Below are 16030 nucleotides of genomic sequence, written 5' to 3'. Positions count from 1 at the left end.
TATGGCTTAATCATCCTTGCTGGTGACGTTGGAATAGGGTTGAGTTTTGTTTTCGAGTTGATTGGACGCGACTTTGTTGTTCTTGTCCTTAGAAGTTGCTGGTTCATCCCAAATTAACCTAGGGTCAAAACTATCGGTTGCCAACATAGTTAATACGACGACAACACCAAACGCGACAGCGCCAAACCCAGGGGTGAAGTTAAGTATTTGTCCTCTATCAACTAATGTCATCATAATCGAAATGACGAAGAGATCCATGACAGACCACTTCCCAATCCATTTGACTACGAAATATATGAACATCCTCTGTTTTTTTAGCATTTTTTGTTTAAATTGTATGCTAAATAGTATGTAGCCCAAACCAACAATCTTGGCTACTGGAACGACAATACTGGCGACAAAAATAACGAGTGCAATGCCATGCATGTCTTTTACAATAAGGTAGGCTACGCCAGAAAAAATAGTATCTTCTATTCTCTGCCCATTGTTAAAGAGGATTGATATTGGAAGTATATTAGCGGGAAATACAAATGCGGCGGCGGCGATGAGTAGGGCCCATGTTTTTTGTATAGAATAGGGTTTTCTATGATCTAGTTTAGTGTGACAACGAAAACATTTTTTCGAAGAAGGTTGAGACAAATGGCAGTGTGTACAGTGAACCTGTTTATTAAGGAAGTTAAAAGCTGCTTCTTTGTGCCAAGCTTCCCAGTAGTGCCTAATACTCACCCTAGAGATTAACATTAAGCAAAATAACTGAAGTAATATAATGCCATATAATCCTATACCGACGTAAATATCAGAATAATCTTGTAGTTTAACGCACGAAATGGCTACGCTAACCAAAAAAACATCTAACATCATCCAATGCTTAAGAAATTGCATTAAAACCAATGAATTTTTAAACGGGGTGAACCACCTCTTTTTGAGCGCTATGTGTGTAAGTATGACACTTAAGCTAACTAATAATGGTGCAATGGAACTACAAAATAGTATAAGTAGACCTAAGCCAATAAACCCTTCTTGCATTAGCGTGAACGTCCCAGAAGGCAGTGTGGCGGGGATCATTACACCGATTAATCGGATACTTATAAAAGGAAAAAATGCGATGGGATAAATAATAAAAGGCAGGTAACAGCTATCGCTAGGTTGCCACCAAGGAGTTGTTTTCCGCCTTTATAAAGTTTCATATTGCATCTAGGGCAATAAGCGCTTTTTCCAACAGCCACATTTTCTAGGGCGACAGGTAATTCACAGCCTTTACATATGCGAATTTTTGATGAACGTTGTTCAGTCGTGCTAAGGCCTTCAGATTTCATCTTCTCGTTGTCTCTATTTCCCTAAAAGCGAGCTTCTGTATTACTGTCGATTACGACATTACCAATATGAACCATAACTAATTGTTATTTGTCAGCATAACTAACTCTCTGTATCGTAGCAGGATTATTGAGTATCTGGAATAACGCTATTAGCACTCAAGAGTAACATTACATAGTAATTTGCTACGATACGAGTAATCATAGTAGAAAGAACAGAACAGCATTTCGCAAAGTGGTAAATATATGGATCTAAAGAACTACCAAACGCTAACCAAACAGGCAATAGCTATAATTGAGTCAGAAAAAAACCTCGTTGCTAATCTCTCTAATATTAGTGCATTGCTGAATATGGAGCTAGCGGATCTGAATTGGGTAGGTTTTTATTTGATGGACAACACCGAATTAGTGTTGGGTCCATTCCAAGGAAAACCGGCTTGTGTACGCATTCCTGTGGGTAAAGGAGTGTGTGGTACCGCTGTAGCAACTAATAGCGTACAAAGAGTTCAAAATGTACATAATTTCGAAGGACACATTGCTTGCGATTCCGAAAGTATGTCCGAATTAGTTATCCCTTTTTCTATTTCAGGCAAAATTGCGGGTGTTCTTGATATCGATAGCCCTAAAATCTCGCGTTTTAGCGAAATTGATCAGCAAGGAATGACGAATTTGATGTCAGAAGTAGAAAAGGTGCTCAATTCACAGGCTATCGAGGCATAAAAAGTTAATTGCCTGTGGTTTTTCATAAGCATCTCTCTATAATAGCGCAAATATTTGTCAGATTTAGTTCGCGGGAAGGCCGCTCCAACCAGGAAACCTCATGGAAAACACTGAAAAGTTAAAAAACAGCAAAGAAGTTATCGCACACATTGCTGAATGTTTCCCTAAATGCTTTACTCTAGAAGGTGAAGCTAAACCACTTAAGATCGGTATCTTTCAAGACCTTGCTGAGCGTCTGTCTGAAGATCCTAAAGTGAGTAAAACTCAATTACGTGCAGCATTAAGACAGTACACTTCATCATGGCGTTACCTCCACGGTATTAAACCAGGAGCGACTCGTGTTGATTTAGATGGCAATGCATGTGGTGAGTTAGAAGAAGAACATGTAGAGCACGCGAAGAAAGCTTTAGCGGAGAGCAAAGCTAAAGTTCAAGCTCGTCGCAAAGAGCAAGCAATTAAAGCTCGCGAAGAAGGCAAAGCCAATCCAAAGGCTGCTAAACCTGCACAGCAACGTCGTGCTAAACCAGCTAAGCCTCAGCAGAAACAAAATAATAAGCCTGCAGTTCCAGAAACACGTGCACTGAACTCTGACGACATGGTCGTTGGCAAAGAAGTAAATGTGAATATGGGTAAAGGAAACATGGCTGCAACGATAGTTGAACTTAATAAGGACGATGTGCGTGTTCGCCTAACCAATGGACTTCAAATGGTTGTTAAAGCGGAGCACTTACGCGCATAAAGGAGAATATCCTACGCATGAATTGCCGTTTAAAACTGACTATAGTCGCCGCATGCATTAGCATTGCGGCTTCTGCACAAGCTTTAGAATCTAAAATATCTAAAGACCAACTTCCAACACTTGAACCAGAAGTTCAACATCAAACCGCGAGTAAGAGAGTTACATCTCGGTTTACTCGATCTCATTATAAGCATTTTAGTCTAGATGATGATTTTTCTAAGGCCATGTTTGAGCGCTACTTAGAAATGCTTGATTATAATAGAAACATATTTACGCAAGCGGATATTGACTCGTTTTCAGATTGGTCTATAGAGTTAGATGATCAGCTTAAAATTGGTAATAATCAGATTGCTTTTGATGTTTATAATCTTGCAATGGAAAGACGATTTGAGCGTTATGTCTATGCGTTGTCTGCTTTAGATAAAGAGATAAAATTTGATGTTGATGAGTCTATTGATTTAGACCGTTCTGAAGCTTCTTGGGCTAAAAGCTCCAAAGAACTCGATGAATTGTGGCGTAAACGTGTTAAATATGATGCGTTAAGTCTCAAGTTAACCGATAAAGAGTGGCCAGAGATTAAAGAGATGCTTGAAAAGCGTTACAACAACGCGATCAAGCGTATTACTCAAGCCAAAAGTGAAGACGCATTTCAAATTTATATGAATGCCTTTGCTAGACAAGTCGATCCTCACACCAGTTATCTTTCTCCACGTAATGCTGAACAGTTCCAATCAGAGATGAGCTTGTCTCTAGAAGGAATTGGTGCTGTATTGCAAATGACCGATGACTATACTGTGATTCGTTCACTTGTTGCTGGTGGTCCAGCGTCAAAAAGCAAAGAACTTACTGATGGTGACAGAATCATTGGTGTTGGCCAAGAAAACGCCGAGATAGTTGATGTTATTGGTTGGCGTTTAGACGACGTAGTTCAATTAATTAAAGGTCCGAAAGGTACTAAGGTTACATTGAATATTTTACCTGAAGGTAAAAGTGCAAAAAGTCACAACGTAACAATTGTGCGAGATAAAGTCCGCCTTGAAGACAGAGCCGTTAAATCAGAAATTATCGAAAGAGACGGTAAAAAAATAGGTGTTCTTGAAGTCCCTAGCTTTTATGTTGGGCTTTCAAAAGATACAGATAAACTAATCGCTGAACTTCTTGAAAAGTCTATCGATGGAATTATCGTTGACCTAAGGAATAACGGTGGTGGTGCTTTAACTGAAGCTACAGCGTTGTCTGGCCTATTTATCAAAAAAGGTCCTGTCGTTCAGGTACGTGATAGCTATGGTCGTGTTAACGTAAATAGTGATACAGATGATATCTCAAGTTACGATGGGCCGTTAACAGTACTAACTAACCGTTATAGTGCTTCTGCTTCTGAAATATTTGCCGCTGCCATGCAAGATTATGGACGAGCAATTATTTTAGGTGAGCAGACCTTTGGTAAAGGTACCGTACAGCAACATCGTTCATTGAATCACATCTATGATCTGTTCGATAAAGAGTTAGGCTATGTTCAATACACAATTCAAAAATTCTACCGGATAGATGGTGGTAGTACCCAGAATAAAGGTGTTGTACCTGATATCTCATATCCTACGGCGATTGACCCAGAAGAGACTGGCGAAAGCGTAGAGGATAATGCCTTGCCGTGGGACAGTATTGACAGAGCAGCTTATGATGTATTGAAAGTGCGTGATGAACAAATTAACAAACTAGAACTACTTCATACACAGCGTATAAGTACGGATAGAGAGTTTGGTTTTATCGCAGAAGATATTGAGCAATATAAGCAAGAAAAAGACGACAACTCATTGTCATTAAATGAAAAAACTAGACAAGCAAAAATTGAAGATAGAGAAGCTAAAAGGCTAGCTCGTATCAACCAACGTCAAAAAGCGTTAGGCGAAAAAGAATTTGCCTCGCTGGATGACGTTGATAAAGATTATGAAGCACCAGACGCCTATTTAGATGAATCCGTCGCCATTATGGTTGATATGATTAAGGCTAAGTCATCTAGTTGATAACATTGTAAATAAATAAAAAGGCGAGCTTGATGCTCGCCTTTTTATTTTTATAAATTACTGTGATTCACATCAAATATTTCGCTTTATGTAGAATCTGATTCTACGCTTAAAGAAAGTGAGGTGAATTTGTGATGAAAATAATCATATTAATTCTTACTTGTTGCAGTTTGTTTTTTTCGACGCTAGCGACCGCAACAAGTGCAGAAACAGACAGAAAAAATAATGACCTAACCCAGTTTGATTTTCCTTTAATGCTAGGGGACTGGTATCTAATTAATCCTGCCCCTGAAGAAGGCGATGCTGATTTTTTAGCTATAAGATTACATATCTCATCAAATTACCAATTTGCTATTGAGATCCAAAACAAAGATGAAAGTGTAAATTACTGGAAAGGTGACTATTCGCTTAGTAGCGACACTTTAGTTTTGGGTTTGAAAAGTGACACTCCACAAACGTATAGTTATCTAGCTAATCATAATCAGCTGATGCTTAATGGCATACAGTTTATGAAAGGCTATCCACCGGCTTTAGTAGGGCGATGGAGAAGTGAAGAAATTAAAGGAGATGATATTCTTGCTAGCAATGTCAGCAGTGTAAGTTTAACGCTTCAACCAGATTTTATGTTTTTATTTATGTCAGAGTCAGCGAGCGGCGCTCTTGCTGCTTATCAAGGTATCTACTATTTTGAAGGTGATAATTTAGTACTTATGTATGAAAAGGGTGAACACAACTCTCGTTATACAGTAACCAATAATACGCTCATACTCGAAGGAACCGATGTCGATATGTACGCAGTAATGAATAGAGTTGAGTAGATAAATCTAGAAACTGGTTAAATATTGACTGATTGATAAGGCACTTTGTTAGAAGTGCCTTATTTATGTCTGTGATACCTTGTTTTTTACTTGAAACACCCCTACATATAGAGATATACATTATCTGGCTGGATATTAAAAATCCGGTTTGTTTGATGATCGAATCTATTTTCTGGAACTACTCTTCACTAAGTAAGAGCAAAAGGAAGAACAATGTCTCAACAACCCCAAGAAGCACCAACCGCAAAGTATCGCAAAGATTACCAATCACCGTCACATTCTATTACTCATATCGATTTAGAATTTGACCTTTATGATAAAGAAACAATCATCACAGCGGTCTCTAAAATTAAGCAACTGAAGGGAAGTGATTCACTTACATTAGAAGGTGAACAGTTAAAGCTGTTAGGCGTTTATGTTGATGGTAAGCAGTGGTCAGATTATAAAGAAACAAATGGTAGTCTAATCATAAATGGGCTTCCAAAGGAATTTGAATTAACAGTTAAAACAGAAGTAAACCCAGAAGAAAACAGCAGCTTAGAGGGTTTATATAAGTCTGGTGGTGCATTCTGTACTCAGTGCGAAGCAGAAGGTTTTCGTAGGATCACCTATTATATGGACCGTCCAGATGTACTTGCAGTATTTACGTCAAAAGTTATTGCAGAAAAATCACTGTACCCATATTTGCTGAGTAACGGCAATAAAATTGGGTCTGGAGAATTAGAAAATGGGCGTCATTGGGTACAATGGCAAGACCCACATCCAAAACCAGCTTATTTATTTGCTCTTGTTGCTGGTGACTTTGACCTACTATCAGATAGTTATAAAACGGTTTCTGGTAGAGACGTTGCTTTAGAGATTTATGTTGATAAAGGAAATCTCGATAGAGCTAATCATGCGATGTTATCTTTACAGAACTCGATGAAATGGGATGAGCAACGGTTTGGCTTGGAGTACGATCTTGATAACTATATGATCGTGGCTGTAGATTTTTTCAATATGGGAGCCATGGAGAACAAGGGTCTCAATGTCTTTAATTCAAAATTTGTATTAGCAAATGAAAAGACAGCAACCGATACAGATTACCTCGGTATTGAAGCGGTAATAGGGCACGAATATTTCCATAACTGGACTGGCAACAGAGTAACTTGCCGTGATTGGTTCCAACTGAGTTTAAAGGAAGGATTAACCGTATTTAGAGATCAAGAGTTTTCATCTGATCTTGGTTCGCGTGCTGTCAATCGAATTAATAATGTCAGAATTATTCGCGGCCCACAGTTTGCGGAAGATGCTAGCCCAATGTCCCATCCGATTCGCCCGGACAAAGTTATAGAAATGAATAATTTCTATACGCTTACCGTATACGAAAAGGGCAGTGAGGTCATTCGTATGATGCATACGCTTTTAGGTGAGTTAAGCTTCCAAAAAGGTATGAAGTTATATTTTGAACGTCATGATGGTACTGCGGCTACTTGTGATGATTTTGTTGCAGCTATGCAAGATGCGTCTGGTGTAGACTTAACACAGTTTAAGCGTTGGTATAGTCAATCTGGAACGCCGACGATCAATGTTATAACTTCATATAACAGTGACCAGAAAACGTATAACCTCATAGTTGAACAGTCTACAAAACCAACTCAGGAGCAACAAGAAAAACTGCCTCTACATATACCATTAGATATTGAGTTATATGACGTCGATGGAAATGTTATTCCGTTACAATGTAACGGTAAGTCCGTCAGTAATGTATTAAATATTACCGATGAAAAACAAGAGTTTACATTCGACAGTGTTGACGAAAAACCAATTGTTTCATTGTTGCGCGAGTTTTCAGCGCCAGTAAAACTTGTCTATGACTATAGTGATCAAGAGCTTATGTTTTTGATGGTACATGCGACTAACGAGTTTGCTCGATGGGATGCAGGTCAAATGCTGTTGGCCAAACATATCAAGATAAATGTAGACAATGTACAAAAAGGCGAAGCCTTTGAACTATCCGAAAGTGTACTAGATGCATTCAGAGGCGTTTTACTTAGTAGAGAATTAGATCCTGCCTTTATCGCAGAGATGTTATCTTTGCCAAGCCAGAATGAAGTTGCAGGGTGGTTTAAACCTGTAGATGTCGATGCTATTTATTCGGTATTGAAATCAATTAAAGTTGCTATCGCAACTGGTTTGGAAGATGAACTATCAGCAGTATATGGGTCTTTATCTCAAGACAGTTACAGTATCGAGCATGACGCAATTGGTAAACGAGCGCTAAGAAATACAGCGTTAGGCTATCTTTGCTACTTAGCACAAGGTAACGAACTCGTTAAACTTCAGTACCAAAATGCGAATAACATGACTGATACTATGGCTGCACTGTCATCCGCTAACCAAGCTCAGCTTCAATGTCGTGAGGATCTTATGAATGATTTTAGCGAAAAATGGACTCATGATGGTTTAGTGATGGATAAATGGTTTGCTATGCAAGGTACAAATCCATCTGAAGATGCGCTTGGGGTCGTGAAGAAAACGATGAATCATGCAGCATTTACTATGAAGAATCCAAATAGGATCCGTAGTTTAGTTGGCTCATTCCTAACCGCAAATCCAGTTCATTTCCACGCAAAAGACGGTTCAGGTTACCTTTTCGTTGGCGAGATTTTGACAGAATTAAATCAAAGCAACCCTCAAGTTGCCTCTAGACTCATTGATCCTCTGTTAAAATATCGTAATTACGATGAATCTAGACAGATATTAATGCGTGCAGAGTTGGAAAAATTGTCTAAATTGGAAAACCTAGCAAAAGACTTGTTTGAAAAAGTGACTAAAGCACTTGATTCGTAGTTGAAAAAGAAAAGAAGATAGCCAACTGGTTATCTTCTTTTCTAAACTAATTAAACGTCAAAATGAATCAGTATACTTTCCGCCTTGATATTCCATACCATGTATTCCTGCAGCATTATTCTGGTGCAGCGAGTAGCGTACTTGTTTACACCGAACAAGGCTTAAAACTACAAGTACCAGCAATGCGTTTAAGGCCATTTTTAACTCAAATTGGTGTTAAAGGTCGCTTTCGTTTAACGACCAATGAACTCAATAAATTTGTTAAGTTAGAAGCTATTTAGATTTGTTAAAATTCAGTGAGTTAAATATAGCCTTTACTCACAAAATTAGATATTTACCTCTCTTTTTCCCATCAAATTATTAACTTAAATTCAATATATCTCTTACAATAACCAAGTACCCTAGAACTTTGTGTTCTTGTTCCCACTAAATAATAATTTGGAGCGCACTATGACCGCACGCGAGCCTGTTGTGCCGGTTCTACTTGAAAAAGTGTATCAACTTATTCAAGACAAACTTGAACTTGCTCAAAAACCTTTAGTTACTCAACTAGCGAAACACCTTTTTAACAATATTTCTCAGGATGACCTAGCAAATAGAAATGATGCCGATCTCTATGGAGCTGTTGTTAGTTTGTGGCACCATATTACCGAAACAAACTTTAAGAACATTTCTGTTAGGGTATTCAATCCTAGTTTGAGCCGCCACGGTTGGCAGTCAACTCATACGATAATTGAAATAGTCGTTCCAGATAGTCCGTTTCTCGTGGACTCTACTAAGATGGCGTTGTCAAGACTTGGACTCACTTGTCATTTCATGCTGAATGGACCCACACAGTTCAAGCGAAATAAAGAAAGTGAAATTTCAGCGCTCAATAGCGGTGAAGGGGATTACCAGTCGCTTTTCCATATTGAAGTGGATCGGCTGAATAACAAAGACGAAATGAGTACGCTGAAGACTGAACTAATAGAAGTCTTAACAGATACCGGATTGGTCGTTAATGACTGGCAGGTAATGTCAGATAAACTTCAAGACGTTATAAATAAAACTGAAAAAAATCTCAAAGCTATCCCGTTAGAGCAAAGTAGGTTAGATGAAAGCCTGCAATTTATGAAATGGCTTGGCAAGCATAATTTTACCTTTATGGGCTACAAAGAATATGACTTGGTAGAAAGTACCAATGGCATGCAACTTGAACCGACTAAAGAAAAGGGCTTGGGTTTATTTCGAGTATCAAGACGAATTAGAACGGTAGAACTTTCTAAGTTTGCAGAGTCTGCTCAAGCAGAAGCGACAAAACCTTATTTGTTGATATTGACCAAAGGACATGCACCTTCACGAATTCATCGACCTGCGTATACGGATTATGTAGGTATTAAAAAGTTCGACGCGAAAGGAAATGTAATTGGAGAACATAGATTTACAGGTTTATACACGTCAGCGGTATATAACCAAAGCGTGTTTAATATCCCTCTTATAGGGCAAAAGGTCGAACGAATTCTGGTTTCTAGTGGTTACAGAGTAGGTTCGTATTCTTACAAAGCACTGCATAATATACTAGAAAACTATCCAAGAGATGAGCTACTCCAAGCGAAAGAAGAAGAGTTGTTAAAAATTGGACTGGGTGTTGTTCAGATGCAAGACCGTGATCTTGTTAGGCTGTTTGTTCGTAAAGACCCGTTCGGTCGTTTTTTCAGTTGCATGGTTTATGTGTCTAAAGAGCGTTACAACACGGAAGTTAGAAAATTAACTCAACGGATCTTGCGTCAACATCTTAATTCAGATCAAGAAGTGGATTTCACAACCTATTTCTCAGAAAGTCCGTTAGCAAGAACCCATTACATTGTTCGTGTGGACAACAACAATTTCAATACTGATGTAAAAGCAATAGAGCATAATTTAATGGAAGCTTCTTCTACTTGGGTCGATAGGTTAGAGCACGCAATCGTAGCAAACTTGGGCGAAAACAAAGGTCTGTCATTTGCGAAGCAATACAAAAATGCGTTTCCAAGTTCCTATAAATCGGACGTTATGCCAGGAACCGCCGTATCAGACATTGAACGATTAGAAAATCTGAGTGATGACCATAAACTTGGTATGCTGTTTTATCGTCCTCAAGAAGAAGGGATCAACTCAAAAGTTGTCCATTTAAAACTGTACCATCGTGATGAACCCATTCACCTTTCTGATGTAATGCCAATGTTGGAAAATCTGGGACTTCGTGTTGTTGGTGAGTCGCCTTATGAAGTTAGAAAGGCGAACGGCACCGTGTATTGGATCCTTGATTTTTCCATGCTTCACAAAAGCGATGAAAACATTGATCTTCGCGAAGCTCAAGATCGTTTTCAACAAGCATTTGCGGCAATTTGGGCTGGTGAATTAGAAAGTGATGGCTTTAATAGATTATTGCTTGGCGCTGGGTTAACAGGACGAGAAATAACTATCCTACGAAGTTATGCTCGATATATGAGACAAGTAGGTTTCCCATTCAGTCAAAGTTATATAGAGAATACCTTATCTGATCATGCTGAACTTGCTAAAAGCTTAGTAAAACTATTCGAACGACGGTTTGATCCAAAATGTAAAGGAGCGAAAAAAGGACAATCGGATCTTATTCAGTACATTACCGAGCAGTTAGATCATGTTGAAAGTTTGGATGATGACAGGATCATACGACGTTATATGGAAATGATCTCAGCAACGTTGAGAACTAACTATTATCAACTGGACCAAAATAAAAAGCACAAACCATGGTTATCGTTAAAACTTAGGCCAAGTGAAATTTCAGAGATACCTAAACCGGTTCCTGAATTCGAAATATTCGTATATGCACCGGATATAGAAGGTGTTCATTTACGTGGGGGTAAAGTAGCTCGTGGTGGATTGCGTTGGTCAGATAGGCAAGAAGATTTCCGAACTGAGATTCTCGGGCTAGTAAAAGCGCAACAAGTCAAGAACACAGTCATTGTTCCTGTAGGAGCCAAAGGTGGTTTTGTTTGTAAAAAGCAGCCGACACTATCTTCACGGGATGAAATTTTTGAAGAGGGCAAACGCTGTTACAAAAAGTTCATTCGGGCATTATTAGATGTTTCTGACAATATTGTTGAAGGGCAGCTTGTTCACCCTGTGAACGTTGTTCGCCATGATGAAGATGATCCATACCTTGTTGTCGCGGCGGATAAGGGGACAGCAACATTTTCCGATTTAGCTAACTCAGTGTCTGAAGAATATAATTTCTGGCTTGGTGATGCTTTTGCATCTGGCGGATCTAATGGCTATGACCACAAAGCGATGGGTATTACAGCCAAAGGGGGATGGGAATCGGTTAAACGTCACTTTAGAGAAATGGGGATTAACTGCCAGACAACCGATTTTACCTGTATAGGTATAGGGGATATGGCTGGTGATGTATTTGGCAATGGGATGCTGCTTTCTAAACATATAAAACTGCAAGCCGCATTTAACCATATGCACATATTTATTGATCCTAACCCTGATTCTGCTAAAACTTGGAAAGAGAGGGATCGTTTATTTAAACTTCCAAGATCAAGCTGGGAAGATTATGATCAAAAACTGATCTCAAAAGGCGGTGGTCTATTTTCTAGGCGATCCAAATCGATCAAACTTACTCCCGAAATTCAAAAAATGATCGGAACACGTAAAGTAGCTGTCGCTCCTAACGAGCTTATAAAAATGCTGCTGCAAATGGAAGTTGATCTATTATGGAATGGCGGGATCGGTACGTATGTTAAAGCATCCATTGAAACTCACACAGATGTTGGCGATCGTGCTAACGACGTGTTAAGAATCGATGGACGAGATCTAAAAGCAAAAGTTGTTGGCGAAGGTGGTAACTTAGGTATGACCCAGCAGGGTCGTATAGAGTATGCCCTGACAGGTGGACGTGTTAATACCGATTTTGTCGATAACGTTGGTGGAGTTGATTGCTCTGATAATGAAGTCAATATTAAAATCTTCCTCAATGGTTTAGTCGCGCTCGGCGACATGACAACAAAACAGCGCAATGAAATTTTAGATAAAATGGAAGATGAAGTAGGCGAGATAGTATTAGATGACGCTTACTGTCAGTCTGAATCTATATCGGTAACGGAACAACAAGGCATTTCACTTGTTAAGGAACAAATACGCTTTATTCATACTCTTGAAAAAGCAGGTCATCTGGATAGGGTATTAGAATATATTCCCGATGATGAAACCCTGTTAGAACGAGAAAAGCAAGGAATGGCATTTACTCGCCCTGAATTATCGGTACTTGTCGCGTACGGTAAGATGATTTTAAAAGAAGAGTTAGTGAGTGATGAAATTGCCTCTGATGCCTATCACAAGCAATTATTGGTTAAATATTTCCCTGAAGAGTTACGCCGTAACTATATCGCCCATGCTGAAAATCATCCTCTTAAACGAGAAATCATAGCTACAGCCCTTGCGAATCAAATGGTTAATGAAATGGGGTGCAATTTTGTCACTCGTCTTCAAGAAGAGACAGGTGCGAATATAGTCAAAGTTGCCAATGCTTATTCTGCAGCTCGTGACATATTTGATTTTGAGAAAACTTTAAAAGATATTCGCAGACTTGATAATGTCACTACTGCAAAAGCTCAATATGAATTAATTTTCCATGTACGACGTACTTTACGACGTTTATCACGTTGGATGATCAGGAATAATTCTGGCAGCTTTAGCGTTAATGATCTGATTAAAACGTATAAGAGTGATGTAATCGCTGTAGCAAAAACACTCGATAATTGTTTGGTCTCAGATGAAGTCAAGGAACATGATGATTTAGCTCAAGCATGGATAGAACAGGGGGTGGAGAAAGGTCTAGCGCATCACGTATCTCGTCTTTCAAGCCTCAATTCTGCGCTTGATATCTCATCGGTAGCGAAAGAAAATGGCAGCACTGTCGAAGATGCAGCCAAGTTGTACTTTAACTTAGGTGATCGGATATCGTTACATTGGTTCTTGAAACAGATAAATACCCAAGGGGTGGATAACAACTGGCAGGCGTTAGCTAGAGCTGCGTTTCGAGAGGATCTGGATTGGCAACAGAGGCAGTTGACCGCTTTAGTTCTTAGTTGTAACTGTAGCAGTGATAAGTTTGAACCTATTTCGGCTCTAGAATCTTGGATAAAGACAAACCATTCATCCTTAGAACGTTGGGAAAATATACTTAATGAATTTAAGGTTGGAACCGTGCATGAATTTGCGAAATTCTCCGTTGCCTTACGAGAATTAATGTTATTAAATTTGAATTGTTCCAAAAATAAGTAAATAATACAGCCCCGTTTATACGGGGCTTTTTTTATCGGAGGCATACATGCTCTACCGTCTTGCTAGGACAGGCTTTTTTCAACTCGATGCCGAAAGGGCACACGATCTCGCTATTCAAAATTTTAAACGTTTTCAGGGTACACCTGCCGATCTATTTTACCGTCAGCATCTACCAGAAAGGCCGGTAGAATGTATGGGGCTTAAATTCAAGAACCCTGTGGGTCTTGCTGCAGGTTTAGACAAAAATGCGGAGTGTATTGACGCATTTGGTGCGATGGGTTTTGGTTTTATTGAAGTAGGTACGGTAACGCCAAAGGCTCAACCAGGAAATGATAAACCAAGACTGTTTCGCTTAACACAGGCTGAAGGGTTAATTAACCGCATGGGTTTTAATAATGCCGGTGTTGATAACTTAGTCGCCAACGTGCAGAAAGCGTCTTACGACGGTATCCTTGGTATTAATATAGGTAAAAATAAAGACACACCTTTAGAGAAAGGCAGTGATGATTATTTAATCTGTATGGAAAAAACCTACCAACATGCTGGTTATATTGCGGTTAATATTTCTTCTCCAAACACTCCAGGGCTGAGAACACTGCAATATGGAGAAGCACTTGATCAGCTTCTTTCCGATCTCAAGCTCAAGCAATCAGAATTAGAAAAGAAGCATGGTAAATATGTGCCAATTGCTCTAAAGATTGCACCAGATTTAAGTGATGAAGAAATTATTCAAATCTGTGACTCATTAGTTCGGCATAATATTGATGGGGTTATCGCTACCAATACAACATTAGACCGAAGCATTGTGAAAGGAATGAAGTATGCGGATGAAGCGGGCGGACTAAGTGGGCGTCCTGTTCAACAGCGCAGCACCGAAGTGGTTCGAAGTTTACACGCAGAACTTGGTGATAAATTACCAATCATCGGTGTTGGCGGTATTGACTCATTTGTTTCGGCAAAAGAAAAAATGATGGCTGGAGCCAAACTGGTTCAAGTCTATTCTGGATTTATTTATAAAGGGCCTGGTTTAGTACGAGATATCGTCAAAAACATTTAGGTTTTTACAAAGAAAGTCAAAATTTGAAATTTTAAATAAGAAAGAGGAATTTGATTTCCTCTTTTTTTTGCTCCGCACTTGTAAAATTATTTCGTTAGTTGGAATAGGTAACACTAGATTACCTACAAAACGGAATTTATAATAATCAAGAGACGGAACGATGCTAAAACCTCGCGATACATGGAATTGGTTTTATGATGAGCAACAAAATGCTCTGATGCTTGACCTCGGAAGTGACATGCTGTTTAAAGTTAATCTTCCCAAAAAACACCTCGTAGATTGTGCCTATACTGACACCGATTTTACGGTAGATGATGCGTCAGCTTTCATGGCTTTCAAAGAGAGCGTGACTAATCTAAACCTATCAGAACCACGACAAGCCGAACTAGTATTGAATTGCGTCGCTTCAAAGCGGTTCCATAAACCTGTACAACCTAAGAGTTGGTTCTTTGATGAACAAGCAAATGATTACCTTCCGAATGAAGGAGATATAGTTCATCTTAAGAATAGCCATGGGGAAGGGTACTTCATGGTTATTGATGTATGTGAAAATGCCAGTCTATGTGCTTATATAGAAAATGACGAATTTCCTTTAGACGGGCGTAAAGTGCTTAAATTTAGCGAATCTATTAAGGTTATGCACAACCGCATGGTGTGTGTAAACCACTTATTTGAAGTATTACCAGTCGCTTTGGTAGGCTAAAACCGCATTCGTTCCCTTGTTTTATTTTCCCCATCGACCCTTAGTGGTCGATTTTTTTACCTATCATTCGGCTACCCAGCGTATTTCTAGCAAAATAAAAGCAAACCATACCTAGTTCATATCAATTTCCCTAAATATCCTGCTCTCACCAATGAGACATCGATGCCAAAGATAAATTTTTTTTATTTTTGGTCATCTAAATTAACGAATAAACTGTCCTGTTTGTAATCAAAAGTTCCCGTTTTATCGGGGAATGTAATTAATTTACCAGCAAAAATATAAACTGGTATAGTCCAAAATGATGATGAATAAGTATTCACTACGAGCAAAAGCTAATAAAATGGTATTCCAAATAAGAAAAGTAAATGCTTACTTCATTTTTGTTGTAAAAATAGTTTATGCAGGAACAATGAAGATTATGTGCTGCTAAATTGACCACCTGAACGATGTAAAGGATATTTTTCGGTGTTTTGTGCTTAATTGAATTATTAATCAGGTATAATCAAGGCCATTTTTTTGCTGACTAAGATAG

The 16030-nt window shown here is 38.8% G+C and carries 9 protein-coding genes and 1 pseudogene; 9 read left to right on the top strand and 1 reads right to left on the bottom strand.

What is annotated here, in order from left to right; translation table 11 throughout:
• Positions 1-6: 6 nt before the first annotated feature.
• A pseudogene (locus PGX00_RS09725) lies at positions 7-1316 on the bottom strand (PqiA/YebS family transporter subunit).
• 243 nt (positions 1317-1559) lie between these two features.
• Between PGX00_RS09725 and PGX00_RS09720 the strand changes: the two are divergent.
• The 9 genes from PGX00_RS09720 to PGX00_RS09680 all read left to right on the top strand — a co-directional run bounded on the left by PGX00_RS09720 (position 1560) and on the right by PGX00_RS09680 (position 15498).
• On the top strand, positions 1560-2033 hold the full coding sequence (locus tag PGX00_RS09720) for a GAF domain-containing protein (protein WP_272135686.1): 474 nt from the start codon (positions 1560-1562) through the stop codon (positions 2031-2033).
• Between the two features lie 100 nt (positions 2034-2133).
• Positions 2134-2772: an RNA chaperone ProQ gene (proQ, locus tag PGX00_RS09715; protein ID WP_272135684.1), complete on the top strand. Its 639-nt coding sequence runs from the start codon at positions 2134-2136 to the stop codon at positions 2770-2772.
• Positions 2773-2789: 17 nt separating this feature from the next.
• On the top strand, positions 2790-4796 hold the full coding sequence (gene prc, locus PGX00_RS09710; protein WP_272135682.1) for a carboxy terminal-processing peptidase: 2007 nt from the start codon (positions 2790-2792) through the stop codon (positions 4794-4796).
• A 134-nt stretch (positions 4797-4930) separates the two neighbouring features.
• Positions 4931-5614: a hypothetical protein gene (locus PGX00_RS09705; RefSeq protein ID WP_272135680.1), complete on the top strand. Its 684-nt coding sequence runs from the start codon at positions 4931-4933 to the stop codon at positions 5612-5614.
• Between the two features lie 213 nt (positions 5615-5827).
• On the top strand, positions 5828-8446 hold the full coding sequence (pepN, locus tag PGX00_RS09700; protein WP_272135677.1) for an aminopeptidase N: 2619 nt from the start codon (positions 5828-5830) through the stop codon (positions 8444-8446).
• Positions 8447-8508: 62 nt separating this feature from the next.
• Positions 8509-8727, top strand: coding sequence for a DUF2835 domain-containing protein (locus tag PGX00_RS09695; RefSeq protein WP_272135675.1), 219 nt, complete (start codon positions 8509-8511; stop codon positions 8725-8727).
• Between the two features lie 169 nt (positions 8728-8896).
• Positions 8897-13738 (top strand): NAD-glutamate dehydrogenase, encoded by a 4842-nt coding sequence (locus PGX00_RS09690; RefSeq protein WP_272135672.1) that lies wholly within the window; start codon positions 8897-8899, stop codon positions 13736-13738.
• A 46-nt stretch (positions 13739-13784) separates the two neighbouring features.
• Positions 13785-14795: a quinone-dependent dihydroorotate dehydrogenase gene (gene pyrD, locus PGX00_RS09685; protein WP_272135670.1), complete on the top strand. Its 1011-nt coding sequence runs from the start codon at positions 13785-13787 to the stop codon at positions 14793-14795.
• A gap of 160 nt (positions 14796-14955) precedes the next feature.
• On the top strand, positions 14956-15498 hold the full coding sequence (locus PGX00_RS09680) for a cell division protein ZapC (RefSeq protein WP_272135667.1): 543 nt from the start codon (positions 14956-14958) through the stop codon (positions 15496-15498).
• Positions 15499-16030: the final 532 nt, after the last annotated feature.

This window comes from Vibrio algarum (assembly GCF_028204155.1).
In the GTDB taxonomy this organism is placed as follows: domain Bacteria; phylum Pseudomonadota; class Gammaproteobacteria; order Enterobacterales; family Vibrionaceae; genus Vibrio; species Vibrio algarum.
This window is presented reverse-complemented; position numbering and strand designations above follow the sequence as displayed.